25 protein-coding genes are annotated in these 24,213 nt (G+C 53.7%); 18 read left to right on the forward strand and 7 right to left on the reverse strand.

Going from position 1 to position 24,213, the window contains the following annotated elements; genetic code table 11:
* The first annotated feature begins 166 nt into the window (after nucleotides 1-166).
* The 6 genes from MXM41_RS01460 (at nucleotide 167) to MXM41_RS01485 (ending at nucleotide 7,524) form a co-directional block, all read left to right on the forward strand.
* Entirely contained in the window at nucleotides 167-1,618 is a 1,452-nt protein-coding gene (locus MXM41_RS01460; RefSeq protein WP_325929457.1) for a tagaturonate reductase, read from the forward strand.
* 283 nt (nucleotides 1,619-1,901) lie between these two features.
* Nucleotides 1,902-2,816 carry a bestrophin family protein gene (locus tag MXM41_RS01465; RefSeq protein ID WP_325929458.1) on the forward strand — a complete coding sequence of 305 codons (915 nt, stop codon included), beginning with the start codon at nucleotides 1,902-1,904 and terminating at the stop codon, nucleotides 2,814-2,816.
* A gap of 159 nt (nucleotides 2,817-2,975) precedes the next feature.
* Entirely contained in the window at nucleotides 2,976-3,971 is a 996-nt protein-coding gene (locus tag MXM41_RS01470; RefSeq protein WP_325929459.1) for an alpha/beta hydrolase, read from the forward strand.
* Between the two features lie 48 nt (nucleotides 3,972-4,019).
* Nucleotides 4,020-4,760 carry a response regulator gene (locus tag MXM41_RS01475; protein ID WP_138368920.1) on the forward strand — a complete coding sequence of 247 codons (741 nt, stop codon included), beginning with the start codon at nucleotides 4,020-4,022 and terminating at the stop codon, nucleotides 4,758-4,760.
* The gene (locus MXM41_RS01480) at nucleotides 4,757-6,058 is read left to right on the forward strand and encodes an ATP-binding protein (RefSeq protein WP_325929462.1); all 1,302 of its coding nucleotides are present in this window, start codon (nucleotides 4,757-4,759) and stop codon (nucleotides 6,056-6,058) included. Before MXM41_RS01475 ends, MXM41_RS01480 begins: the two co-directional genes overlap by 4 nt.
* Nucleotides 6,059-6,333: 275 nt before the next feature.
* The gene (locus MXM41_RS01485) at nucleotides 6,334-7,524 is read left to right on the forward strand and encodes a cytochrome c biogenesis protein/redoxin (protein WP_325929463.1); all 1,191 of its coding nucleotides are present in this window, start codon (nucleotides 6,334-6,336) and stop codon (nucleotides 7,522-7,524) included.
* Here the strand turns inward: MXM41_RS01485 and tam are convergent, their stop codons facing one another.
* Nucleotides 7,525-8,283, reverse strand: coding sequence for a trans-aconitate 2-methyltransferase (gene tam / locus MXM41_RS01490; protein WP_325929465.1), 759 nt, complete (start codon nucleotides 8,281-8,283; stop codon nucleotides 7,525-7,527). It lies immediately after the preceding gene.
* 87 nt (nucleotides 8,284-8,370) lie between these two features.
* Entirely contained in the window at nucleotides 8,371-8,955 is a 585-nt protein-coding gene (locus MXM41_RS01495) for an NUDIX domain-containing protein (RefSeq protein ID WP_325929466.1), read from the reverse strand.
* Nucleotides 8,956-9,041: 86 nt separating this feature from the next.
* Between MXM41_RS01495 and MXM41_RS01500 the strand changes: the two genes are divergently transcribed.
* From MXM41_RS01500 to MXM41_RS01520, 5 genes are all read left to right on the forward strand, one after another.
* Complete coding sequence (locus MXM41_RS01500) at nucleotides 9,042-9,797, forward strand: DeoR/GlpR family DNA-binding transcription regulator (RefSeq protein ID WP_325929468.1); 756 nt, start codon at nucleotides 9,042-9,044, stop codon at nucleotides 9,795-9,797.
* A gap of 106 nt (nucleotides 9,798-9,903) precedes the next feature.
* Nucleotides 9,904-10,245 (forward strand): hypothetical protein, encoded by a 342-nt coding sequence (locus MXM41_RS01505; protein WP_325929469.1) that lies wholly within the window; start codon nucleotides 9,904-9,906, stop codon nucleotides 10,243-10,245.
* 372 nt (nucleotides 10,246-10,617) lie between these two features.
* On the forward strand, nucleotides 10,618-13,197 hold the full coding sequence (locus tag MXM41_RS01510; protein ID WP_325929470.1) for an autotransporter domain-containing protein: 2,580 nt from the start codon (nucleotides 10,618-10,620) through the stop codon (nucleotides 13,195-13,197).
* Between the two features lie 138 nt (nucleotides 13,198-13,335).
* On the forward strand, nucleotides 13,336-13,767 hold the full coding sequence (locus MXM41_RS01515) for a YeeE/YedE family protein (protein ID WP_325929471.1): 432 nt from the start codon (nucleotides 13,336-13,338) through the stop codon (nucleotides 13,765-13,767).
* Between the two features lie 10 nt (nucleotides 13,768-13,777).
* Nucleotides 13,778-14,188 carry a DUF6691 family protein gene (locus MXM41_RS01520; protein ID WP_325929473.1) on the forward strand — a complete coding sequence of 137 codons (411 nt, stop codon included), beginning with the start codon at nucleotides 13,778-13,780 and terminating at the stop codon, nucleotides 14,186-14,188.
* Between the two features lie 9 nt (nucleotides 14,189-14,197).
* On the opposite strand, the gene MXM41_RS01525 is transcribed toward MXM41_RS01520, so the two are convergent.
* Nucleotides 14,198-14,509 (reverse strand): hypothetical protein, encoded by a 312-nt coding sequence (locus MXM41_RS01525; protein ID WP_325929474.1) that lies wholly within the window; start codon nucleotides 14,507-14,509, stop codon nucleotides 14,198-14,200.
* Between the two features lie 427 nt (nucleotides 14,510-14,936).
* Here MXM41_RS01525 and MXM41_RS01530 point away from each other — a divergent pair, with 427 nt between their 5' ends.
* From MXM41_RS01530 to grxB, 5 genes are all read left to right on the forward strand, one after another.
* On the forward strand, nucleotides 14,937-15,494 hold the full coding sequence (locus tag MXM41_RS01530; RefSeq protein WP_325929475.1) for a fimbrial protein: 558 nt from the start codon (nucleotides 14,937-14,939) through the stop codon (nucleotides 15,492-15,494).
* Between the two features lie 90 nt (nucleotides 15,495-15,584).
* Nucleotides 15,585-16,274, forward strand: a complete 690-nt coding sequence (locus MXM41_RS01535) for a molecular chaperone (RefSeq protein WP_325930814.1) — start codon at nucleotides 15,585-15,587, stop codon at nucleotides 16,272-16,274.
* 11 nt (nucleotides 16,275-16,285) lie between these two features.
* On the forward strand, nucleotides 16,286-18,769 hold the full coding sequence (locus MXM41_RS01540) for a fimbria/pilus outer membrane usher protein (RefSeq protein WP_325929476.1): 2,484 nt from the start codon (nucleotides 16,286-16,288) through the stop codon (nucleotides 18,767-18,769).
* A 59-nt stretch (nucleotides 18,770-18,828) separates the two neighbouring features.
* Nucleotides 18,829-19,761, forward strand: coding sequence for a fimbrial protein (locus tag MXM41_RS01545; RefSeq protein ID WP_325929478.1), 933 nt, complete (start codon nucleotides 18,829-18,831; stop codon nucleotides 19,759-19,761).
* A gap of 76 nt (nucleotides 19,762-19,837) precedes the next feature.
* Nucleotides 19,838-20,473 carry a glutaredoxin 2 gene (gene grxB / locus MXM41_RS01550; RefSeq protein WP_325929479.1) on the forward strand — a complete coding sequence of 212 codons (636 nt, stop codon included), beginning with the start codon at nucleotides 19,838-19,840 and terminating at the stop codon, nucleotides 20,471-20,473.
* A gap of 43 nt (nucleotides 20,474-20,516) precedes the next feature.
* Here the strand turns inward: grxB and MXM41_RS01555 are convergent, their stop codons facing one another.
* Nucleotides 20,517-21,008, reverse strand: a complete 492-nt coding sequence (locus tag MXM41_RS01555; protein ID WP_325929480.1) for a DMT family transporter — start codon at nucleotides 21,006-21,008, stop codon at nucleotides 20,517-20,519.
* A gap of 9 nt (nucleotides 21,009-21,017) precedes the next feature.
* On the reverse strand, nucleotides 21,018-21,452 hold the full coding sequence (locus MXM41_RS01560; RefSeq protein WP_325930816.1) for a DMT family transporter: 435 nt from the start codon (nucleotides 21,450-21,452) through the stop codon (nucleotides 21,018-21,020).
* A gap of 177 nt (nucleotides 21,453-21,629) precedes the next feature.
* Between MXM41_RS01560 and MXM41_RS01565 the strand changes: the two genes are divergently transcribed.
* On the forward strand, nucleotides 21,630-22,115 hold the full coding sequence (locus MXM41_RS01565; protein ID WP_325929481.1) for a glutathione peroxidase: 486 nt from the start codon (nucleotides 21,630-21,632) through the stop codon (nucleotides 22,113-22,115).
* A gap of 76 nt (nucleotides 22,116-22,191) precedes the next feature.
* On the opposite strand, the gene MXM41_RS01570 is transcribed toward MXM41_RS01565, so the two are convergent.
* Together MXM41_RS01570 and MXM41_RS01575 are read right to left on the reverse strand one after the other, a co-directional pair.
* Nucleotides 22,192-22,452, reverse strand: a complete 261-nt coding sequence (locus tag MXM41_RS01570; RefSeq protein WP_325929482.1) for a DUF2534 family protein — start codon at nucleotides 22,450-22,452, stop codon at nucleotides 22,192-22,194.
* Between the two features lie 62 nt (nucleotides 22,453-22,514).
* Nucleotides 22,515-22,940 carry a DUF2946 domain-containing protein gene (locus tag MXM41_RS01575; RefSeq protein ID WP_418936769.1) on the reverse strand — a complete coding sequence of 142 codons (426 nt, stop codon included), beginning with the start codon at nucleotides 22,938-22,940 and terminating at the stop codon, nucleotides 22,515-22,517.
* A gap of 269 nt (nucleotides 22,941-23,209) precedes the next feature.
* Here MXM41_RS01575 and MXM41_RS01580 point away from each other — a divergent pair, with 269 nt between their 5' ends.
* Nucleotides 23,210-24,103, forward strand: coding sequence for a siderophore-interacting protein (locus MXM41_RS01580; protein WP_325929484.1), 894 nt, complete (start codon nucleotides 23,210-23,212; stop codon nucleotides 24,101-24,103).
* Nucleotides 24,104-24,213 lie beyond the last annotated feature (110 nt).

Raw genomic sequence — 24,213 nt, forward strand, 5'->3', positions numbered from 1 at the left:
TGAACGCAAAGTAAGACCGGAATCGGTACTCTTCTACAACTTGTTATAAATCCTGTCACAATTCACACCGGGTTTGATCAAAACGGGGGTTCGTGGTCGTAAAGTTTGATAAGTTATCGTACCAATCTTATCAGGCTGTATGACTAATCATTACAAGGACCCCATTGTGAACACACTGAACCGTCGTGATTTCCCCGGTGCTCTCTATCCTGAACGTATCATCCAGTTTGGTGAGGGCAACTTCCTGCGCGCGTTTATTGACTGGCAAATCGACCTGCTTAACGAGCATACCGATCTGAACGCCGGTATTGCGATTGTCCGCCCGATTAAAAGCGACTTCCCGCCTTCACTGAGCACTCAGGACGGACTCTATACCACCATCATCCGTGGGCTGAACGAGCAGGGCGAAGCGGTCAGCGACGCGCGACTCATCCGCTCGGTAAACCGTGAGATCAGCGTTTACGACCAGTACGATGAATTCCTGAAGCTGGCGCACAACCCGGAAATGCGCTTTGTCTTCTCCAACACCACGGAAGCGGGGATCAGCTACCACGCCGGGGATAAGTTTGAAGATGCGCCGGCGGTCAGCTACCCGGCAAAACTGACGCGCCTGCTGTTTGAACGCTTCAGCCATTTCAACGGCGCCGCCGATAAAGGCTGGGTGATCGTGCCCTGCGAATTGATTGACTACAACGGCGATGCCCTGCGTGAACTGGTGCTGCGCTATGCGCAGGAGTGGGCGCTGCCATCGGCCTTTACCCAGTGGCTGAACGACGCCAACACCTTCTGCTCCACGCTGGTTGATCGCATCGTGACCGGCTATCCACGCGATGAAGTGGCCGCGCTCGAATCCTCTCTCGGCTATCACGATGCCTTCCTGGATACTGCTGAACACTTCTACCTGTTTGTTATCCAGGGGCCGAAATCGCTGGCGCAGGAGCTACGTCTCGACAGGCTGGCGCTGAACGTGCTGATTGTCGATGACATCAAGCCGTACAAAGAGCGCAAAGTGGCGATCCTTAACGGCGCGCATACCGCGCTGGTGCCGGTGGCGTTCCAGGCCGGGCTGGATACCGTGGGCGAGGCGATGAACGATACTGAGATCTGCGCCTTTGTCGAAAAAGCCATTCACGAAGAGATTATCCCGGTGCTGGATCTGCCGCGCAATGAGCTGGTCTCGTTCGCCAGCGCGGTAACGGGCCGTTTCCGCAATCCGTATATCAAGCATCAGCTGCTGTCGATTGCCCTCAACGGCATGACCAAGTACCGCACCCGCATTCTGCCGCAGCTGCTGGCAGGGCAGCAGGCCAGCGGCAAACTTCCGCCACGCCTGACCTTTGCCCTGGCGGCGCTGATTGCCTTCTACCGGGCGGAGCGTAACGGCGAAAGCTATCCGGTGCAGGACGACGCGCACTGGTTAACCCGCTTCCAGCAACTATGGACGCAGCATCATGACCAGCAGATCGGCACCCGTGAGCTGGTGACCGCGGTGCTGAGCGTAAGCGAACACTGGGAGCAGGATCTGACCAGCGTGAACGGACTGGTAGAACAGGTTACTCAGGATCTGGATGCCATTCTGCAGCAGGGCATGCGTGAAGCAGTAAAACCGCTGTGCTAAGGGGATAGATTTCGCGCTCTTTGGGCCGGGAGGCGTTGCGCTTACCCGGCCTGCATGGCTCACCCCATCTTATTCGAGAAGCCGGGGAACATAACGCGCCAGTTCGGGCTTTTCTCGACCCTTATTAGTTACAACATACTTTAACTTCAGCCTATTATTACCTACCTTAACCCCGTGCGGTCTGCCTGTGTCTGGCACGAAGACATCATTTTTTAACATACTTGCAACCGTGACAACGATCACGTTTAATAGTCACCGCTCTTTTTTCCCGATGAAGCTGACTATGATCGTTCGACCTCAACAGCACTGGCTGCGTCTTATTTTTGTCTGGCACGGTTCCGTCCTGACCAAAATCTTTTCCCGCTTGTTCCTGAATTTTTTGCTCTCCATCGTGGTGATCCTGATGTTGCCCTGGTACACCTCGCTGGGCATCAGGCTGACGGTCGCGCCGTTCAGCATTCTTGGGGTTGCCATCGCCATCTTCCTCGGCTTTCGTAATAACGCCTGTTACGCCCGCTATGTTGAAGCGCGCCAGCTGTGGGGGCAGTTGATGATTGCCTCGCGCTCCCTGTTCCGGGAAGTGAAAAACACATTGCCGGACGATCCCGCGCTGGGTGAGTTTGTCCGTCTGCAGATCGCCTTTGCTCACTGCCTGCGGATGACCCTGCGCAAACAACCCCAGGCCGACCAGCTCTCGGCATATCTTTCCCCTGCAAACCTGCGGGTGGCAATGGACTCGAGCTCACCGGCAAACCGCATTCTGCTGATTATGGGGGAGTGGCTGGCGGTCAGACGCCGCAAGGGTGAGCTGTCGGATATTCTGTTCCACAGCCTGAACATCCGTCTTAATGATATGTCCACCGTCCTGGCCGGCTGCGAGCGGATCGCCAACACACCGGTGCCGTTTGCTTACACCCTGATCCTGCACCGCACGGTCTATCTGTTCTGCATCATGCTGCCGTTTGCGCTGGTCAGCGACCTGCACTACATGACACCGTTCGTCTCGGTATTGATCTCCTACACCTTTATCTCGCTGGATACGCTGGCGGAAGAGCTGGAAGAACCGTTCGGCATCGAGAATAACGACCTGCCGCTGGATGCGATCTGTAACGCGATGGAGATTGATTTACTGCAGATGAATGATGAGCAGGAGATCCCGGCGCGCAAACTGCCGGACAAGTATTACCAGCTGACGTAAAAGCGCCAGTTAATCGTTCGCCTCAGGTGAGTTTGTATCACAGTGTATCCGCGCCAGGTCAGGATACACCGTCTTGCAAAACGGCCTTGTTTGTACATATTCCTCATACATCAGGGTGGTGAGATAACCGGGTCAACTACACAACCCGGAGAGACCACCATGATGAACAAACTGGCTTACTCAACCCTGGCATTGACCCTCTCACTGGCTACCGTATCGGCCTGTCAGGCCGAGGCGGCCGGCACCGACTACAGCGCCGACTTTAAGCAAATCCGCCAGATTGACGCGGGCGATCTGAATATTGGCTATGTTGACATCGGGCCGAAAAACGGCGAACCGGTGATCCTGCTCCACGGCTGGCCCTACGATATTCAGAGCTACGCCCAGGTCGCCCCTGCACTGGCGGCAAAAGGCTACCGCGTGATCGTGCCCTACAACCGTGGGTTTGGTACCACGCGTTTTCTTTCTTCCTCCACGCCACGCAACGGGCAACCGGCAGCCATGGCGAAAGATGTCATTAACCTGATGGACGCCCTGAAAATCAAACGCGCGGTCTTTGCAGGTTATGACTGGGGGGCGAGAACGGCGGATATCGTGGCGGCGCTGTGGCCGGAGCGCGTGAAATCGCTGGTTTCGGTGAGCGGGTATCTGATTGGCAATCAGCAGGCGGGGGCAAAACCCTTGCCGCCTGAGGCCGAGCTGCAGTGGTGGTATCAGTTCTATTTCGCCACCGAGCGCGGTGAGAAAGGGTATGCTGCCAATACTCACGACTTTGCGAAACTTATCTGGACGCTGGCGTCACCCGGCTGGAAATTTAGCGATGCGACCTTCAACGTCAGCGCAAAAGCGCTGGATAACCCGGATCATGTGGCGGTGACTATCAGCAACTATCGCTGGCGTCTGGGGCTGGAACGGGGTGAAAGCCGTTACGACAGCTATGAACAGAAGCTGGCTGCGGCACCGACCATCAGCGTGCCGACCATCACCATAGAAGGTGATAACAATGGTGCACCGCATCCTGAGCCTGCGGCCTACGCCGCCAAATTCACCGGCAAGTATCAGCATCGTACCTTTACCGGCAACATTGGCCACAACCCGGCTCAGGAAGATCCGCAGGATTTCGTCACCGCAGTGGTGGATGCGGATAAGATGTAAGCCAGCTATGCTATTTTTTTGCCCATCGCTGAAAAACAGGAGCTTAGGGTGGAGACAACCGATCACATTCTTGTCGTGGATGACGACAGGGACATCCGCGAACTGATCGTCGATTATCTGGTGAAGTCCGGCTATCGTGCTACCGGTGCCGCCAACGGCAAAGAGATGCGTGCCGTGCTCGATAAGCAGGCGGTGGATATGGTGGTGCTGGATATCATGATGCCGGGCGACGACGGTCTGACGCTGTGTCGCCAGCTGCGCAGCGGTCAACATAAAGATCTGCCGATCCTGATGTTGACCGCCCGCCACGACGATATGGATCGCATTCTGGGCCTCGAAATGGGGGCGGACGATTATGTGGTCAAACCCTTTGTGGCGCGTGAGCTGCTGGCACGGATCAAAGCGATTCTGCGCCGGTTTCGCACGCTGCCGCCGAATCTGCAGGTGACCGAAGCCGGACGGATCATCGCCTTTGGCGACTGGCAGCTCGACACCAGCGCCCGTCATCTGCTGGACGCCACCGGTACCATTGTGGCGTTGAGCGGGGCGGAGTACCGGCTGCTGCGGGTCTTTGTCGATCACCCTCAGCGCGTGTTGACCCGCGATCAGCTGCTTAACTTCACCCAGGGGCGGGATGCGGAGCTGTTTGAGCGCTCAATCGATCTGCTGGTCAGCCGGGTGCGGCAGCGGCTCAATGAGGATGCACGCACACCCCTGTATATCAAAACGGTGCGCAGCGAAGGCTATGTCTTTTCAATGCCGGTCAGCATCCTTGAGGCCAAAGAATGAGGCTCTGGCCGCGCTCGCTCCATTATCGTCTGCTGCTGATCGTCCTGCTGGGGTTGCTGCTCGCCAATGGCCTGAGCCTGACGCTGGTGCTGGCCGAGCGCATGAGCAGCGCCCGGCACGTGATGCTGGGCAATCTGGAAGATGATGTCTCCACCAGCGTGGCGATTCTGGACAGGCTGCCGGCAAATGAGCGTGCGCAGTGGCTCCCGCGCCTCGAGAGGGGCAACTATCGTTATCTGCTGGGACCAGGCGAGGTGGGTGCTCCTCCGGCGGATGCCCGTTCCCGGGATGCGGTTCGGACTCTGACGGAGACCCTGGCGACCCACTATCCGCTGCGTTTTACGGCGGTGCCGGGACCGGTGTCGCATATTCAGGCGCATCTGACGCTGAGCGACGGCTCGCCTCTGACGCTGGATCTTACGCCCCGGATGCCACCGGTTGCCCGCTGGCTGCCGGTGGTCTTTGTGATCCAGGTATTGCTGGTAGCGATCTGTGCCTGGCTGGCGGTGCGTCAGGTGGTGCGGCCCTTTACCCGCTTTACCCGGGCGGTGGATACTCTTGAACCCGCCAGCCCCAATCCGCTGACGCTCGCCGAGCAAGGCCCGCTGGAGGTTCGCCAGGCGGCACGCGCCTTTAACGCCATGCAGCAGCGGATCCAGACGTCGCTGAAGGAGAGGGCGCAGATCCTCGCCGCCATTTCCCATGACTTACAGACCCCCATTACCCGTATGCGTCTGCGCGTGGAGATGGCCGACCAGCCGGATCTGCGCGACAAACTCACCCAGGACCTGGACAGCATGACGCGGCTGGTGCGGGAGGGCATCGACTACGCCCGCTCCTCCGGGGTGGCGCCTGAACCGGTGCGCAACGTCGATCTTTACACCTTTATTGATACGCTGGTTTGCGACTACAGCGATACCGGCAAAAACGTGCAGTTTTCTGCGCCCAGAACGCCCGTTCCTTTCGCGACTCGTCCGCAGGCGCTGCACCGCATCCTCACCAATTTGCTGGATAACGCACTGAAATTCGGTGATAGCGCCGACGTGACGCTGTCCATGCGTGATGACAGCGTGCAGATCGCCGTGGAGGATAACGGCCCGGGCATTCCGGAGGATGAGCTGGCGGCGGTGTTGCAGCCCTTTTACCGGGTGGAGTTTTCCCGTAACCGGGAAACGGGTGGAACAGGGCTGGGGCTGGCGATTGCGGCGCAGCTTACCGGGCAGTTGAACGGTGAGTTGCGGCTGGAGAACCGGAGTGAAGGGGGGTTATCGGCGCGGATTATATTGCCGGTGGGGTGAAGGGGATTTGCAGCTATGGAGGACGATATTGCCGGGTGACGGCGGCGAGCTCCCCTGGCACGTTCACCGGTCCGGTGGTTTCAGAGAAGCAAGGAACCTAAGGTGGAGGGAACCACCTCATTAGCCGCATATTTATCATCGCCATCTGATTGTACCGCAATGTATCTCCGCTCAACGCCCATACACCACCTGACAAAAAACCCCATTTCCCCACACACCCCAAACACATTCCCACGCTGTAATAGCCTCACTTTCAACTGGTTAGTGAGGTGTTTATGTTTCTCGTGATCGCATTCTTAGGTGGCATGGTCAGCCTGCTCAGCCCCTGTACGCTTCCCGTCATCCCCCTGCTGTTTGCCGGATTCCGCGGCCAGCGGCGCCAGCTTATCGCCATGCTATGCGGCATGGTTGTTATGTTCACCCTTGTCGCCAGCCTGATTACCGTCGCCAGCGACTGGGTGATCAATGCCACCATTGTTGGTCGCTGGATCGCACTGGTAATCATGAGTCTTGCCGCACTGGCGCTCATCTTCCCGCCTTTTGCAGAGCGCATCGCCCGCCCGGCGTTACGCCTCGGCAATGTGATTAATTCCCAAAGCAACAGCACCCGGGGACTGGCCTCGGCGGTGCTGGCCGGACTGGCGGTCGGGCTGCTGTGGTCGCCCTGCGCCGGGCCGGTGTTAGGGGCTATTCTCAGTCTGAGTCTTACAGGGCATAACCCGATTGCCACCGGCAGCCTGCTGGCGGCGTATGGCATCGGTTGTGCGGTGATGCTCGCGCTGCTGGGCTTCAGTGGCCAGGCGCTTATCACGCGTCTGAAAGCGAAATCGGGCCTCATGGACGGGCTGCGAAAAGCGGCGGGAGTCGCGATGCTCATGTCTGTTGCCTTCACGGCCTTTGGTCTGAACAGCGTCTTTCAGGGGGCAAACGGAATTGCGGATCGGCTGGAGAAAACGCTGCTGCAACTGGCGCCAGAGAGCCAGCCGCAGCCAACGCTTCAGCCAGTGGCCCAGCCGGTCACCACCAGCGCTATGCCCTCACTGGAGGGCGGCACAGGGTGGCTGAATGGCGAGCCGGTCACCCCGGCATCGTTAAAAGGCAAGGTGGTGCTCATCGACTTCTGGACCTGGGACTGCATCAACTGTCAGCATTCGCTGCCTTACGTGCGCGACTGGGCAAACAAATATAAGGCGCAGGGCCTGGAGGTGATAGGCGTTCATACGCCGGAGTATCCGTGGGAGAAACCGCTGGCCTCGGTGCAGAAAGCCATCAACAAATGGCAACTGCCGTACCGGGTGGTGGCCGATAATAACTATAAAATCTGGACGGCCTTCGGCAACCGCTACTGGCCTGCGCACTACTTCTTCGACGCTAAAGGCCAGCTGCGTTACGCCTCTTTCGGCGAAGGAAACACTGAGAAACAGGAGCAGGTGATCCAACAGCTGTTGAAAGAGGCAAAGGCGTAGTCAGGGCTCGCGTCTGGCGATAATAAACAGCCGCGGAAAGGCCAGCAGTATCTGCCCGTTTTCCTGCAGCGGATACTGCTCTACCAGCAGCTGATGGTAGCGATGAAGATAGCGCTGCTGCTCGTCCTCGTTCAGATCCTGAAGCCAGGGACGCAGCCCGGTGGCGCTCACCCAGTCGACGATCGCCTGGTGGGAGTTCATCTGGTGATAATAGGTGGTGCGCCAGATATCTACCTCGCATCCCGCTTCGGTCAGGATATCGTAATAGGCATGGACGCCGGACAGCGCTGCGCGCCCGCGATCCGGATAGCCCTGTTCAAACGCCACCTCACGCATCAGCACGTGGGTGGGTTCCAGATCGTTATCCGGCATCTGAATGGCCAGCACGCCGTGCAGTTTCAGGAGCGAGACCAGATGCGGCAGCAGCTCGTAGTGATTTTCCACCCACTGCAATGAGGCATTGGCATATATCACGCTCAGGGCGTGGTCAGGTCGATAGTGGCGAATATCAGCTTCAACAAACCGACAGCCGGGCAGCGCGGCCCTGGCTTCTGTCAGCATGGCGGGAGAGGTATCCACTCCGGTTATTTGCGCCGAGGGCCAACGCTGCTGCAACAGCGCCGTGCTGTTGCCCGGCCCGCAGCCGAGATCAACCACATCGGTGACATCATTCAGCGCAATTCGTGACAGCAAATCTAAGGCGGGGCGGGTGCGTTCAGCGCCGTATTGCAGATACAGGCCAGGATTCCAGTCGGACATACAGTCATCTCCCGTTTGCTCTTTTCTGAAGTGTAGATGATGAGATTGCAGACATGACAGAAATCCATTTCTGTCAGAGAGATGAGGCTAGAGGATCTTTTTCAGGGCGACGTGATAAAGCAGCATGATGGTTTTGCCATCGACGATTATCCCGTCATCGATGGCCCGTAACGCCTCCTCAATGGGCCACTCCAGTACCTCGATGTCCTCGCCTTCGGCTTCAATACCGCCGCCGGCGCTTGTGCGATCGTCCGCGCGATATTCCGCTATATAAAAGTAGAGTTTTTCGGTGACGGACCCCGGGCTCATAAAGGCTTCGAACACCTTTTCCACCTGTTCAATCTGATACCCGGTCTCTTCTTCCGCTTCGGCCTTGATGCGCTTTTCGGGAGACATGTTATCGAGCAGGCCGGCGGCGGTTTCAATCAGATAGCCGTCGTGACCGTTGATATAGACGGGAAAGCGGAACTGGCGGGTAAGGATCACCGTCCGCTTTTCGCGGTTATAGAGCAGGATCGTTGCGCCGTTGCCCCGGTCGTAGGCTTCGCGATTCTGGCGCTGCCACTCCCCGTTGCGGCGCCGCAAATCGAAGGTATATTTTTTGAGTGTGTACCAGTCATCCGATAATGTCTGAGCATCTAGAATGCGTACTTCTGCACGTATTGGTTGCATATTGCCTCCTGTGACCGTAGAGTAGGCATCATAAACCGCATATTCGTGCATCATCAAGCTAAAGCGTGCAGCCTCAGGAATATCCCATGCTCACCCGTCAACGCAAACAGCTGATCCTTGAAAAATTGAGCACCGAAGGGCAGGTGCTGTCAAAAAACCTCAGCCTTGAATTTCAGGTGTCGGAAGATACGATCCGTCGGGATTTGCGCGAGCTGGCGGCCGCGGGGTGTTTACAGCGGGTGCACGGCGGCGCGTTGCCGGCGTCGAAGGCGGTCTCCAGCTTTGCCGAGCGCGCCAGCCTGGGTATTGAGGCGAAACAGCGGGTGGCAAAAAGAGGGGCAGAGCTGATCTCTCCCGGCCAGGTGGTGATGATTGATGGTGGCACCACGACCGCAGAGCTGGTTCGCTGTTTACCCGCCGGTTTGTCCTTTACGGCGGTTACCCACAGCCCGGGTATCGCTCTGGCGCTGGTGGACCATCCCCAAGTTGAGGTGATCCTGATCGGCGGACGCTTATTCCGCCACTCCATCGTCACGGTGGGGGCCGCAACCATGGAAGGCATTGAGCGTATCCATGCCGATCTGTTCTTCATGGGCGTGACCGGTATTCACCCGGATGCCGGGCTGACAACCGGAGATTATGAAGAAGCGTGCATCAAACGTGCATTTTCCGGCAGAGCCGCAGAAACGGTGGTGCTGGCATCGCCTGAAAAGATTAACACCGCATCTCCTTTCCGGATCGGCGAGCTTTCGCTTATCAATACCCTGGTGGTTGAACAGGATACCGACAACCGCTGGCTGGAAACGGTAGCGCGGCAGGGCGTGTCCATTATAAAAGTGTGACCCATTATTTTCTGGATATCAGCCGCCTGCGCCGCTAATGGCAGGAAGAGCGTAGCCGTATAAGCTACGCTTTTGCAGTAACCTGTTCATTACTAAGGACTGCGTGATGCTGCAAAAAATCAGCCTTTTGTCTCTGGCCTGTTTGCTGTTTACCGGATGTATGTCGATGTCCAGTGAAGGCACTTCGCCTGAAGAGAAAAAGTTTCGTAAAGTCGAGGCCGCGGCGAAAGAGTGTGCCGAGATCGTCAAAAACCAGACCATCGAGCTGACCGCGGAGGGCAAAGATGCCAACACCCGCTGGACGACCATTGACTATATCGTGCCCAATCAACACACCCGCACGGTAGAGTATCGCACCTCCTCGGTGCTGGATAATGGCCAGCCGGGCAAGGCGTGGCAATCCTGCATGGACGACAAAAAAGCCCTGGTGCCTGAGCTGCAAATATAAAACCCGCAAAGGTGTCGCCTGACACCTTTTACTTTTTTCTGCCCAGTGCAACAAAATGTGAATATCCTAAACAGCCTGTTTACTGCATGCAGGTGGACGGGGCCTGGTTTTATATAATCACTAAGGGATATAGATATAGAATACCTGGCATGGCTACCAGGGAAAGATCATAAAAAAGCCTGACTCATTTGTATGATGAATGCTTCGAGTTAAAAACAAGGCTAATAACGGGTTGTATCCAATGGATTAATAACGAATAAAGGTAAAAGCAATATTACAAATAGCGCACGCTAAGAGTATTCTTAATCGAGGTTAATTGCGTAAAAATCCCTGCGTCCGATTATTTATAAGCACCATCTTAGGGAAATAAAAATGCGCTATTACACTCGCCGTACACTGCTTTCACAATGTATTTTACTCTCGCTGACTGCATTATCCGCTCACGCCGTCGCTGCGGATTGTTCAACAACGGCTACACCCACCAGCACCTGTGGTTTCCAGAGCACCACTTATCGCGGCCCTAACGGCACGGCGACCTGGAAGGTTAACGATAATGGCTCTGCTTATATCAATGATGCCGATACCAACAGCACCGGTAACGGCAATGATGCCATCTATCTGTGGGATAACCATCAGGAAGATACACAGTCGCTGACGGTAGATGGCACCAATATGAGCGGGACCTTTATTCAGTCCAATTACGGCGGCACGAAGAATATTACTCTGCAGAATGGTGCCACCACCGACATGATTGAGGGCGGGAACAATGAGCCAGGCGATAACGGCAGCGTTAATATCGACATCAACAATGCCTCGCTGACCGGTGAAAACAACAGCCTGACCTATGGTGCCGCAACGCATGCCACCGCGGGTAATAAATCCTATATGAACGGCGCGGCAATTTTTGTTGATTCAGGTGAAAATGAGGGCACAAATACCGTTAATATTGAAAATGGCAGTACGCTTGGCGGCGATATTTATACCGTGGTCGGTGGGGGTAACAATATTAACGTTGCCGGGAACAGCACCGTTAACGGCGGTATTTACGCCTTTACTAAGAGTAACAACGCGATTAGCGTTGATAACAGCACCGTGACGGTAAATGAAACCAACGCTACGCTGCAAGGTTATTTTGAAGGGGCTTATGCTGGTAATGCCGATGCGGACAGTGTTACCTCCTCGCTTCAGGGACAAACCCTGGCAATGGGGATCTACGGTGAGCAGGCATCCACTGTTGCGCTGACCAACGGCACCACGGTGAATGGATCGATTGCCATTGTCGGAAATGGCTCATCAACCTCCTCGGCGCAAATTTCTCTCGATAGCAGTACCCTGAACGGGAATATTATTACTGCCGATGAAAGTAATACCACGGTGCAACTGAATAATGCCACCGTCAATGGCGATATTACCACCGGCGCAGGGGATGACTCCGTCGTACTGACCAACAACTCTTCTGTTACCGGCAATGTAGACGCAGGAGAAGGTACCGATGAGCTGTCAATGGATGCCAACAGTACTATTACCGGTAAGATCAGCGGTTTTGAAACCATCAATACCACCTCGGATAACAACATCGACATCGATAAGTTAAACGACAATACCGGCTGGACGATTCAGAATGGCTCTAATCTGACGGCGGATACCACCGGAAGCAACGTTCAGGTCTCCATGACCTCCGACAGTACGGTAAACTTTGGTAACGTGACCGGGACCAATAACAGCCTGCTGGTGACCCAGATTTCGCCATCCACGCTGAATCAGAAAAACGTTCAGATTGCGACATTCTCTACCGCCGGAAACCCGGCAGATGCCGTCGAAGCCCAGTTCAGCAACGGTTCACAGCAAGTCGAAAGCCGTAGTGGCGCTTACAACTACAATGATTCCCTGAACATTGAGCAAGCGGCACAGCTGAGTAAAAGTGCCGGTCTGACAGCCACCCCGAGCAATTATAATGTTCTGCTCAACAGCGCCCGTGGCGACCTCGCCAGTGACGTACAGGGCGCGATTGCCGGTCTGGATGCCGCTAAACAGGCGGGCCGCATGGTTACTGACGATCTGGCTAACCGTCTGGATCAGGTTCATCTGCAAAGCCTGTATGGGCACGTGGCCGACGGGGCGCAATTGTGGGGTGACTTCCTCTATCACCACGGTGATTACAGCGATGACGTTGATTATCAGGACATCACTCAGGGCGTACAGGGCGGTGTAGACTGGACAACTCATCTGGATAACGGCGACAGCCTGACCGGCGGCGTGGCGCTGGCCTGGACCCGCAGCCGTGACCAGAGCAACAGCGGCGGAGCGGACAGCTTCAAGGATACTGTTTACGGCAATTACTACAGCGTTTACGGCGGCTGGCAGCAGGCACTGCACGACAATCTGTGGGGCATGTTTGTGGATGGCAGCTTCAGTTACGGCGATATGCGCTACTCCATGTCGGCGAAAAACAGCAAAACTGACACCAGCGGCATGACCCAGGCCTTAAGCGGCTCTGCTGATGGTAATCTCTATACCACCCAGCTGCGTACCGGGGTTAACGTTATGCTGCCGGGTGAAACCGTCCTCCAGCCGTATGCCACCTTAGGCTGGGATAAAGCCGATGAGAAAGGCTTCTCCGATCAACAGGTGACCTTCAGCGAAAACCAGGTTTCCCAGTGGAACACCAGCCTGGGTATGCGTGTTACAACCAAACTGGCGGATCTCAACAAGAATGTCGAGCTGTATCCGTGGGTGGATGCCCGTTACCAGACCGAGTTCAGCGATAATACCGACTTCAAAGCGGCGGATTATCACAATACGGACGGTCATAACACGTCCATGGGCATCTTTGGCGCGGGGATCAACACCACCATCGGCAATAACTTCTCCCTTAACACCGGCGTTTACTTCGGTACAGGAGACGTGGATAACGATGCCAGCGTGCAGGCCGGTATCAGCTACCAGTTCTAAATCTGCCTGATATTGCCAACCGGTAGGGACGTCAGTCTCTGCCGGTTTTTTTATTTTTGCAGGTGGCTGACGGGCCGCGCCGACAATATGCTAAAACACTTTATATGCCCTCTGATGCCCACGGGCAGGAGTTCAACCATGACGATAGATCTCTCTCACTTTACGCCGCTGAGCAGCCTCGGGGGTGGAGTCTTGATCGGGTTTGCCGCCGTTTTGCTGATCCACTTTTGCGGACGTATTGCAGGCATTTCCGGCATTCTGGCGGGCATGCTAACGAAACAGACGCGAACGGAAGGGTGGCGGATGGCTTTTTTAGCGGGTCTTATCGGCTCCCCGCTGCTTTATAGCCTGTACTTTTCCTTACCCGAGATCAGCGTAGAGACCTCATGGCCGCTGATTATTGTTGCCGGCCTGCTGGTCGGCGCAGGAACGCGTCTGGGTGCCGGGTGTACCAGCGGGCATGGCGTCTGTGGGTTGTCGCGTTTTTCTAAACGCTCCCTGGTCGCCACGCTGACCTTCATGGCTGTCGGCATTACGACCGCCACGCTGATCGGTTTCTGGCTGGGTTGAGGAGGCGATGATGCTGATCGTGACTGCATTTCTGTGTGGCCTGATTTTTGGCGTGGGTCTGCTGATAAGCGGCATGGCGAACCCGGAAAAAGTACTGAACTTTCTGGACCTGTCTCACGCCTGGGATCCCTCGCTGGTCTTCGTGATGGTTGGGGCGATTGCGGTGGGGGTAGTCGGTTTTGCGCGGATCAAAAACAGAAAAATGGCTTTATGCGGCGTGCCCATTGTGTTGCCAAAAAACAGGTCTGTAGACCGGGCGCTGGTTGCTGGTGCGATCCTGTTTGGCCTGGGCTGGGGAGTGGCGGGTATCTGTCCCGGTCCGTCTCTGGTACTCGTGGGGGCGGGCGCAGGGAAGGGGGTTCTTTTTGTTTTATCGATGCTTGCCGGGATGTGGATCGTTAACAGAGCCCGGCCATCTTAGCTTCGGCGCTTAGCGATATTTGACGATCAGGTCGGCTTCGGTGTGCTGTTTATTTAACCACAGGACGGATGCTTCGCCTCGGTTGTCTGGCAGGGCGAACTCAGCGACTGAACGGGAGGATGATGCGAGAGTAATGCGTTGCGGATGGGGCGATTTTCCGCACTGGATTTGCACGCTTTTATGCTGCTGATCGATTAAACATCCCACTATAAAAATACGTCCGGAAAAATTCAGCTTGCCTGATGTTGAGGCATTACTGATAGCCGGTATAACGAGCAATGCGAGTAGTTCAAAAAAAATAGCGGTATGCCGAATCAACATGTTTCTCTCTCCTTGAGTTACCGGCAAACAGGTATGGAAAATAATCCAATAGCTGCCGGCTGGGTAAACCCGTAAAAATCAGACGTCCTGCCTGAATCACAGGTTACTGCAAAGTAGTTTCCTGGCAAACTATTTATGTTGAATTAATTAGCGAATGATTGATTTTCCATCATCGACGATAAAAACAGTTATTATCAGCCTGGAGAATTTAATTGTATATTTGCTGTTGCATCAATGTTGCAATACACCAAATATCTTCAAAGCTTACAAATCAGAACATCTTGTTGATTTTGCCAATCAGTTTTATTTTTTATACTCCTCCGGAATTTTTACGGGTACAAGAATCATCTTACCTGCTATTTGATATTTTAATGCAATTTATTATTGTTTGGTAATAACTTAATTCGTCTTTTAATAGGCTATAAAAATGAAATCCAAGACTAAAATTTTATTTTCCGGCGCTATCCTGAGTTTATGTTTTACCGGTATTTCGGCCCATGCTAACACCGTTAACTTTTCTGGTAAGATCATTAGTGAAACCTGTCAAATCGCCGATAATTCCGGCAATGTGAATGTCAATTTCGGTACTGTAAACATGGATGCACTGAAATCACATGAGCAAACAACAGCGCAAACTCCGTTTAAAATTCATCTGAAGGGTTGCCCGACAGCGCAAAACGTCAGTATTAGTCTTGAGGGTACGCCTGATACCCATGCCAACGGCAAAGCTGATGGAGTACTCGCCATGAATGCCGGTGATGGTGTGGCGCAAGGCGTAGGCATCGAGGTGTACTCCAGCGATGATGGCTCGACCCAGGGTACACAGCTTACTTTTGATCGGCAGGTAAAAACCGACACCAAACAGGCTGATGACAATGGCGACATCACGTTTGGTTTTCTTGCCGATCTGAAAAGTGATTCGTCTGTTGATGTCACTGCCGGCAATATCAATGCAACAGCTAACATTGATATTAATTACGAATAGTTATTATTGAGCTTTCTACATCTATGGGAAGAGCAGATGAACTCTGCTCTTTTACTTTTTGTAAACCTGTTAACGAATCCCCACATTAAAATGAAAAGACTTTTTTTATCGTCCGCTATGATATTATTTTGCTCCCCCGTATTTGCGGGTGGGGTTTCTATCGGCGGAACCCGCTTGATTTACCTGTCAAGCGAGCAGGAAGCTGACATCTCTGTGCAGAATACGAATCCCGACGCTCCCGTTTTGATTCAAAGTTGGGTAAGTGACATCGGCGATAACAACAAATCTCCTTTCATTGTTACACCCCCATTATTTCGTCTTGATGCCGGTAATACGAATGATTTACGCGTCATTCAGACCACCGGCCAGCTTGCCGAAAATAAAGAAACGCTTTTTATTCTCAATATTAAGGTCATCCCTGAAAATGCGGGCGGGACGAACACGAATATTTTACAGTTTGCGATTAAGAATCAACTCAAGCTGATTTACCGACCTGTCGGCTTACCGGGTTCGTCGCTTCAGGCCGCGAAAAATCTTCACTGGAGCAAAAATGGCAATCAGCTACATGCGGTGAACCCATCCCCTTACTATGTCACCGTAACCTCTTTCAACTGTGGCGGCCAGGAGGTTAAAACCTCCGTTGACCATAGCGTTCTGGCACCGGGAGGAAGCCAGGATTATACGGTTCCGTCGGCAGGCACTGCGCACAACATTTCATGGAATACGCTGGATGACTTTGGCGCGCCTGAGCATTTTAGTTCTTCTCTCGCTGCGCGCTAAACGTTCTAACCATGAGCCGCTGGCGTATTTCCCTGAAATTTCTTGGCTATCTGTTATTTGTAACAGGGGGGTATTGCCAGCCAACTATGGCGCAGCCAGCGTTTAATATTGACCTGTTGGAAAAAAATGAAAATTTACCGCCGGTTGATTTAAGTCGCTTCAGCTCCCCTCATGCCCAACCCGAAGGCCATTATCTGGTCGACTGGATGGTTAATGATGTCAGCATCGATTCCTCTAAAGATGTCGATTTTCATCATGGCGATAATGGAACCCTGGTTCCCTGTCTGACATCAGAGGATCTGCTCAGGGCGGGGGTCAATGCGGCTGTTCTGGCGCATAACATCGACAGCGAAAAGCCTGCTGCCTGTCTCGACCTGGCGAATGTCTTGCCGGACAGTCGTACTACCTTTGATTTTCAGCATCAGAGGCTGAAACTGACGATTCCCCAGGCACTAATGAACCAGCATGCGCGTGGTGACGTCCCTGTTACGCAATGGGATGAAGGTATTAATGCGGTTGAGCTTAACTATCGCTATTCCGGTGCCAGCCAGCGGGACAGGCGGGGCGGTAGGGTAAATGACAATTATTTAATGATGAAGAATGGCGCCAACCTGGGCGCATGGCGCCTGCGATCGAACGGAAGCCTGACAAGCAATAGCGATGATAAGACGCACTGGAGCAGTTCAGCCACCTGGCTGGAACGCGATATTAAGCGCTGGAAAAGCGAGTTGACCCTGGGAGATGCGTTTACTTCGGGCGATGTTTTTGAGCCGATACAGGTACAGGGGATTGGCCTCGCCTCTGATGATGAGATGTTGCCTGATTCCCAAAAAGGCTATGCGCCTGTGATCCACGGCATCGCAAAAAGTAATGCCCGGGTCACCGTACGGCAAAATGGCTATGTCTTATATCAAACCTATGTCACCCCCGGGCCCTTTGTGATCAACGACCTCTATCCCATGGCAAACAGTGGCGATCTTGAGGTATCGATAAAAGAGTCCAGCGGTGAGGTCCGCCGCTTTTACCAGCCTTATTCTTCGGTAAATCAGATGCAGCGCGAAGGGTATCTGAAATATACGCTGATTGCCGGGCGATATTATGCCAGTGGCACGACCCGGCAGCCGTTGATGACGCAGTTTTCGTTAATGCGCGGTTTTGATCACGCGATTACGGGCTTTGGCGGTTTTCAGGCGGCAGAACAGTATCGCAATATTTCGTTAGGCATGGGTAAAGGGCTGGGGGAATGGGGAGCATTATCGCTTCAGCTGTTGGCGTCGGATGCCCGTTCCGGCGTGGCGCAGGGCTCCGGGCGAGCCTGGCAGCTGCAATACACAAAAGGGCTTGAAAAACTTGGCACCCTGGTCAGGATCGATGCCTGGCGCTACTCCCACGATCGTTATGCTTCCCTGGCCGATGCGGCTGCGGTTGAAGATGATGATTGGGATGAGGAAAGCAAAAAATCAACGCTGCAGGTGACACTTAATCAGACGGTCGCCTCCAGCGTGTCATTATTCCTCAGCCTGAATCAGGATAAATACTGGTCAGGGACAGGCGCGCAACGCACGGCAAACATGGGGATCAGCAGTGCGTTTCACGGAGTTTCATGGTCCCTGGGTTACAGTGTCACACACTCTTCAGAGCAGGAAGATAACGACAACGTGATGTCGCTGTCGCTTTCGGTTCCTCTGGCGACGTTTCTCCCTGATAGCTATGTCAGCTACAACACCTCTTCATCGCAAAAAAAAGGCGTCACACAAACGCTCGGTATTAACGGTGCGCTGTTCGACGACCGATCCCTGAGCTATTCCGTGGAGAAAAGTACGGACAGTCAGGCAGGGCAAAGCGGTGATGTATCGCTGGGATACACGGGCAGTCAGGGCGCACTGAATGCCAGCTATAGCGAAGATAGTCAGATGACACGGGTCAGCTACGGCGCCAGCGGTGGCGTATTGATGCACCGGCATGGGGTGGTGTTCTCTCAGGAAATGGATGGCCCCGTAATAGTAGTCAATGCCAATGGGGCTGGTGGTGTGCCGCTGGAAAATCAAAAGACCATCAGGACCAATGCCGCCGGTTATGCCGTGCTGCCTTTTGCGACGGCCTACCATCGTAATACCGTTTCACTGGATAGCCATGCGTTGCCTGCTAACGTTGATTTAACTAACAGTTCGGTGACGACGGTTCCCACAAAAGATGCGATTGTAATGGCGTTTTTTAGCGCCCGGGTGGGTTATAAAGCGCTGTTTATCATGAAAAAAGATAGCCACCCTCTGCCGTTTGGCACTCAGGTGACAGCCCTTGATAATGATAGATCTCAGGGGATTGTCGCTAACGATGGGCAGGTTTATTTAGCAGGGCTGCGCAAGGCGGGGCGTCTTAAAGCGAAATGGGGAACCGCTGCTGACCAGCAATGTATTGCGCACTATGATTTATCACCCGCTCTGACCTCATCTTCACCTCTCATTTTACAGCAGAGTCTTTCATGTACTTCTTAACCTTCACCAACCGCTTTAAAGGGTGGTTATTACTTGTTTTGCTTCATATGACTCATGCCATGGCATGTACCCCTTTTCTGGCGCAGGGGAAAGCGTCGACGCTGCGAGTCGATGTTGGTAACCGGGTGATTCACGCAAACACGCTGCCCGGTACGCCAGTCTACAGTAAGACGTTTTCATGGAATGAGATCGGTGATGGCAGCGAGGAGTGGGTAACCTGTGATAACGGACAACATGACGACAGGGATTTTGATTTTAAATCTTTTATGTCGGGCGTGGCGCAATCCCCTGAAATTTACCCGACAAACCTGAATGGTCTGGGCGTCAGAATATCGCTACGTGCCGTTAGCGGCTATGGCGGTTTTCCGGCGCGAATGACGACCGTGCCTTTTACCGCAAGGGTTCACACCCCTGCTGGACAATCTGACAATGCATTTCGGATGGGAATGTTTCAGGTCAAAGTCGAACTGCTGAAAACGGCATCCGCGGTGGCATCAGGCGATCTGGATTACCGTGCTAACCCGTTTCTGTTCGCAGGCAATACCGCTGTGGCGTCTATAGAGATTCAGGGGAAAATCAAAGTGGGGGCCTGTACCCTGAGCGCCTCATCGCCTACCACGGTGCAACTCCCGCCAACCAACCTGAATAAGTTTGAGCGAGTGGGTGACACTGCAGGTGACATGCCGTTTGCGTTACAGCTCGATTGTAATAGTGCCGTAGGGGTAAAGCTGCGCCTGGAGGGTAATGAATCCACATTTATCAAAGATAAGGGCGTGCTAAAAAACGATGCCAGTCATGACCGGGCCCAGGGTATTGGCGTTCAGCTGCTTTACCAGAATGCGCCGGTAATATTTAACAAAGAAATGGATATGGGCATGGCGACAGAGGGACAATACGCGATCCCTCTGCGGGCGCGTTACTACCAGACGCAACGCCGCGTGACGGCCGGGCAGGTTAATGCGGTTGCGACTTATACGCTGACTTATTATTAGTGCTAACTATTTAATGTTAATCTGAAAACTGTTGCGTAGTCCCCCCGTTAACGAACTGTTCTGATAAGAGAGCGCTATGAAATTATATGTCTATGAGCATTGCCCGTTCTGTATCCGTGCGAGAATGATCTTCGGCCTTAAAAAAGTGCCTTTTGAGCTGGGCGTCATTATGGAAGGCGATGTCGACACGCCAACCCGTATGGTGGGCCGAAAGGTGGTGCCGATACTGGAAAAAGAAGAGGGCGTATACATGCCGGAAAGCATGGATATCGTCCACTTCGTCGATAAGCTTGATGGTGCGCCGGTTATAAAAGGCGAATGCGACCCGCTGATTGACGCCTGGTGCAAAGAGAACACGCGCACCGTGTTTAACCTGGCGATCCCGCGTTTCACCCGGGCCGATTTTAAAGAGCTATCAACCCCGCAAGCCCGCGAAGCCTATACCCAGCGTGAGATAAAAGCGTTTGGCGACCTGGATGCGTTGATGGCAAACAGTCAGGCTTATATCGATACGCTGGTGGATGAACTCGATAAAATCCAGGCCTGTTTGCGCGCCAGACATCCCGTAAGCATCACGGATTTTTATCTTTTCCCGGTCCTGAACTCCCTTACCATCGTGAAAGATTTCCCGTATCCGGATTACCTCAGCGGCTATCTGGAGCATGTTGCTGGCGCATGCAACGTCCCGCTGTTCAGGGATAAGGCGCTGTAATGTTTTTGCCGCTGCGCATTGCCAGGCAGCGGCATTCCGTGCGTTACTCTTTTGCGGTGGCCTGATGTTGCCTGTCTCTGGCCGGGGCGGTTTGCGTTTTGCTGCTGGAGTAGATGAAATACAAAGCGATACCCAGGAAGACAATCGCACCCAGCCGGCTCATTGAAAAGGGAATGGACTCATTGCCCAGCCAGCCAAAGTTATCGATGAGCATGCTCATGGTCAACTGCCCGAAAATAACCGCGACCGTGGCGACAGCAGTACCAATACGTTGTACCGCCAGCACCATAATGACGATATAGGGCACACCGAACATGGCGCCCAGCAGCTGCCATTTAGGGACATCCATCAGCGTGGTCGTATGCTCAGGTTCAAAGAAGAAGATCAGCAGCCCGGTAATCAGCGCTCCTACGGAAAAGGTAAGAAAGGCACTTTTGAATACGCCAACCTTACTGCCCAACTGCCCATTGATCGCGGCCTGAATACTCAGCGTGGCGCCACCGATAACCGCTAATATAATCATCATAATTGTCATATCGTTACCTTAACCCTGTGCAACAAGAACCAGCGCGGCAATGATAAAAACCAGCGCGATGAGGCGTTTACTGTCTATTTTCCGGTGTGGCGTGCCCAGCAAGCCATAGTGGTCAATAATCAGGCTCTTAAAAACCTGACCGGCGAGGATCCCAATCATCGTCATGGCGATACCGATCGCTGGCGTCGCAATGGTTAGAATAATCACGTAAATGGGGCCAAGCACACCACCCAAAAGCTGCCAGGAAGGTTGCGAAAAAAACGACGGACTGTTACGAGGACTGAAAAACAGCATCAGCAGAAACGTCAGGGCTGCCCCCACGCCAAACACGCTGAATGTGGCCCATAAATCACCGACCTCTCCACCCAGCGGCCCCAGCAATCCTGCTTCAACGGACAGTCCCATACCGCCAGCTATGACGATTAAAATTAATATGAGTTGCATAGTCATTAATCTCTGATTATCAAGACGATGCAGGTTACGCCTGCAAAGACATGAGAAAAATGCCCTAATGCAATAAACACCTTTGCAGAATGTGCATCAATCTGTGACGTCCTAATCTCAGATTACGTCATACTATGAAGTCTTATTCCGACGGGGTTCTGCTTTGAGGTATGCCCAATGACCACTTTTCATCAATTTACTGCCACCAGTCTGCGTGGCCAGCCCATCTCGATGGCCGACTATGCGGGGAAGCTGGTTCTGGTGGTGAATACTGCCAGCCATTGTGGCTTTACGCCGCAATATGCAGGTCTTGAGATGCTCTACAAAAAATATGCCGACCAGGGGCTGGTGGTGCTTGGTTTCCCCTGTAACCAGTTCGGTAAGCAGGAACCCGGCGGTGCCGATGACATTGCTCAGACCTGCCATATCAATTACGGTGTGAGCTTCCCGATGTTCGAAAAAGTGGAGGTCAACGGCCCCGCGACGCACCCGGTGTTTCGTTACCTGAAAGACGAATTGCCCGGCGTGCTGGGTAGGCGAATCAAGTGGAACTTCACTAAGTTCCTGGTTGGACGCGACGGCAAACCGCTCCGGCGTTTTGCACCGATCTCCACGCCGGAAAAAATAGAAGCCGCTATTATTGCGGCGCTTGAAAGAGGATGAAGGAGAGGGGGGTGATGCCTTAAATTTGGCTGTGCCAGCGCTGAAAGCACCGGCACATTTGAGGTATCAGAGCTTGTTAACCTTTTTCATCTTTCGGGCCCAGGAAATAAAATCCGAAGGGTAATGAACCCACAATTGTGAACATGAGACTGTAAATAGCTACCCATGCGCCCTGAATAATAAACAGGGAGACTTCCCACTCTTCCATCGGCAGATTGTACTGATCTTCCACGCCCTGGAATGCTGCTTTTGAAACCACACATACCGCGATGACAAAGATCATCGCCACGGCAATAAGAAATTTTTTCCCTTCCGGGGTCTTCAGGATTTTCAACATATCGCTTTCCTCATATCTTCTGAAAATAATCCGGCCCTTGCGAAACGGGACCGATCAGAATGTCACACTGATATTACGCCGGCAGAGTCTCCGGGTTCGTTAACAGAGGCAGCAGGGGGCGCGCGGGCGCGTTGAGGTGCCCATGCGCGGAAAACGGGTGAGAGAATTGCTGGCAGAGAAAGAGGTATGCGGGCACAGAGTATCACCAGCCAGAGCAGCCCTGTCAGGACCAACGGGACAAATGGCAGATGAATCAATAGCTGACAGTACCCGCAGGCTATTTCTTCCATGGGGGACATAGCAGACCCTGCCATCAGGCGATGAACCAATGTGAAGTTTTGCTCACAAGGTTCTGCCATCGCCATGTTGTGGTGCATGTCTGACATCGCCATACCATGATGATCGGACATGGTTATCGTTGTGACTGACGGCGGGCAGGCGGGCTGGTGGACTAAGGATTTAGATATGACAGGCGCAACGAACAGCATGGCTACTGAGAGCAATGCCAGCCATGCAGCAGGGTAGATAAAACGAATGCGCCCGTACAAAATGTTACCAGGTAATGACTACATGGGCGCCAGTGTATCTTATTTGATTTTCAAATGTTAAAAAAAAGCCTTTCAGTTAATGCGAAAATCCTCATTACGTTAGTGAACACCTCAGCGCTCTTACCTTTTCAATAAGCATTCTCATTATCATCTTCGTTTGCTACTATCGGCCCTTCACAAATATTCGCGATGCGCTTTAAGGTGAGGGTATGTCGGCTGAGCAGAGTTATCGCTTGTTTAATGTAGAACTGGCGCGAAAAGAGGTGCTTTCCCCCTCCATGCTGCGCTGCGTGTTCAAAGGTGACGACGTGCGTCATATGAAAACAGACGCACCGGATCAGCGCATTAAACTGCTTTTCCCGTCGCTGAATGGCACCCCCTCAGCGTTGACGTCAGAAGGTTGCTGGTGGGAGCAACTCCGGTCTCTGCCTGAAGACATACGGCCTGTCCCGCGCACGTATACCCTGCGCCGCGTAGATGTTGAGGCCAGTGAGATGGAGGTGGAATTTGTGATGCACGGCACCGAAGGCCCGGCATCCGCCTGGGCTATGGGTGCACAACCTGGCGATGAACTTCAGATTGTGGCGCCCAACCGTGACTATCCCAATGACAGCGGGGGCTACGAGTGGAAACCGCATCCTCATGCAGAACGGGGTCTGATCATCGCGGATGAAACGGCCTGGCCGGCAGTAAAAGGGATTCTGGAGCAGCTCGCACAGCGTGATATGCCCCCGCAGATACAGGTGTTCATCGAAGTGCCAAAGCAGGGCGACTGTATCGATCTCAGCGACTATGACTTTGCAGAAATACACTGGCTGGCACGTGAACTGACAGGCGCCCCCTACGGTGAAGCTCTGTTGCAGGCCGTAAAACAGCACGTGACCCTGCCAGAATATGCGCAAGCCAACTGCCAGGACCTTCGGGAAGAAGCAGAAGGAGAGTTGCTGTGGGATCGCGCGGAAAGCGATAACCGCTTCCACGGCTGGGTGGCTGCGGAATCCAGCGCGGTCAAGCATCTGCGACGCTATCTGACCGGCGAGCGAAACCTGTCGAAAGAGACGATCAGTTTTATGGCCTACTGGGCTCGCGGTCGTCGTTTGTAATCAACTCACCTCGTGCCGGGTTAATGCTGCCCGGCGAGCCTTTCTACAATCCAGTCAATGTAGCGTTCGCGAAATTCTTCAAGTATGGGGATCAGTGCAACCTGAGCTTT

The sequence above is a fragment of the Leclercia adecarboxylata genome, assembly GCF_035787115.1.
In the GTDB taxonomy this organism is placed as follows: Bacteria; Pseudomonadota; Gammaproteobacteria; order Enterobacterales; family Enterobacteriaceae; genus Enterobacter; species Enterobacter adecarboxylatus_E.

Excerpts from the sequence above, each read along its gene's own strand:
- MXM41_RS01465 (WP_325929458.1), top strand. The coding sequence starts at position 1,902 with ATGATCGTTCGACCTCAACAGCACTGGCTGCGTCTTATTTTTGTCTGG.
- MXM41_RS01470 (WP_325929459.1), top strand. The coding sequence starts at position 2,976 with ATGATGAACAAACTGGCTTACTCAACCCTGGCATTGACCCTCTCACTG.
- MXM41_RS01480 (WP_325929462.1), top strand. The coding sequence starts at position 4,757 with ATGAGGCTCTGGCCGCGCTCGCTCCATTATCGTCTGCTGCTGATCGTC.
- MXM41_RS01485 (WP_325929463.1), top strand. The coding sequence starts at position 6,334 with ATGTTTCTCGTGATCGCATTCTTAGGTGGCATGGTCAGCCTGCTCAGC.
- tam (WP_325929465.1), bottom strand. The coding sequence starts at position 8,283 with ATGTCCGACTGGAATCCTGGCCTGTATCTGCAATACGGCGCTGAACGC.
- MXM41_RS01495 (WP_325929466.1), bottom strand. The coding sequence starts at position 8,955 with ATGCAACCAATACGTGCAGAAGTACGCATTCTAGATGCTCAGACATTA.
- MXM41_RS01500 (WP_325929468.1), top strand. The coding sequence starts at position 9,042 with ATGCTCACCCGTCAACGCAAACAGCTGATCCTTGAAAAATTGAGCACC.
- MXM41_RS01505 (WP_325929469.1), top strand. The coding sequence starts at position 9,904 with ATGCTGCAAAAAATCAGCCTTTTGTCTCTGGCCTGTTTGCTGTTTACC.
- MXM41_RS01510 (WP_325929470.1), top strand. The coding sequence starts at position 10,618 with ATGCGCTATTACACTCGCCGTACACTGCTTTCACAATGTATTTTACTC.
- MXM41_RS01515 (WP_325929471.1), top strand. The coding sequence starts at position 13,336 with ATGACGATAGATCTCTCTCACTTTACGCCGCTGAGCAGCCTCGGGGGT.
- MXM41_RS01520 (WP_325929473.1), top strand. The coding sequence starts at position 13,778 with ATGCTGATCGTGACTGCATTTCTGTGTGGCCTGATTTTTGGCGTGGGT.
- MXM41_RS01525 (WP_325929474.1), bottom strand. The coding sequence starts at position 14,509 with ATGTTGATTCGGCATACCGCTATTTTTTTTGAACTACTCGCATTGCTC.
- MXM41_RS01530 (WP_325929475.1), top strand. The coding sequence starts at position 14,937 with ATGAAATCCAAGACTAAAATTTTATTTTCCGGCGCTATCCTGAGTTTA.
- MXM41_RS01535 (WP_325930814.1), top strand. The coding sequence starts at position 15,585 with ATGAAAAGACTTTTTTTATCGTCCGCTATGATATTATTTTGCTCCCCC.
- MXM41_RS01540 (WP_325929476.1), top strand. The coding sequence starts at position 16,286 with ATGAGCCGCTGGCGTATTTCCCTGAAATTTCTTGGCTATCTGTTATTT.
- MXM41_RS01545 (WP_325929478.1), top strand. The coding sequence starts at position 18,829 with ATGGCATGTACCCCTTTTCTGGCGCAGGGGAAAGCGTCGACGCTGCGA.
- grxB (WP_325929479.1), top strand. The coding sequence starts at position 19,838 with ATGAAATTATATGTCTATGAGCATTGCCCGTTCTGTATCCGTGCGAGA.
- MXM41_RS01555 (WP_325929480.1), bottom strand. The coding sequence starts at position 21,008 with ATGACAATTATGATGATTATATTAGCGGTTATCGGTGGCGCCACGCTG.
- MXM41_RS01560 (WP_325930816.1), bottom strand. The coding sequence starts at position 21,452 with ATGCAACTCATATTAATTTTAATCGTCATAGCTGGCGGTATGGGACTG.
- MXM41_RS01565 (WP_325929481.1), top strand. The coding sequence starts at position 21,630 with ATGACCACTTTTCATCAATTTACTGCCACCAGTCTGCGTGGCCAGCCC.
- MXM41_RS01570 (WP_325929482.1), bottom strand. The coding sequence starts at position 22,452 with ATGTTGAAAATCCTGAAGACCCCGGAAGGGAAAAAATTTCTTATTGCC.
- MXM41_RS01575 (WP_418936769.1), bottom strand. The coding sequence starts at position 22,940 with ATGCTGTTCGTTGCGCCTGTCATATCTAAATCCTTAGTCCACCAGCCC.
- MXM41_RS01580 (WP_325929484.1), top strand. The coding sequence starts at position 23,210 with ATGTCGGCTGAGCAGAGTTATCGCTTGTTTAATGTAGAACTGGCGCGA.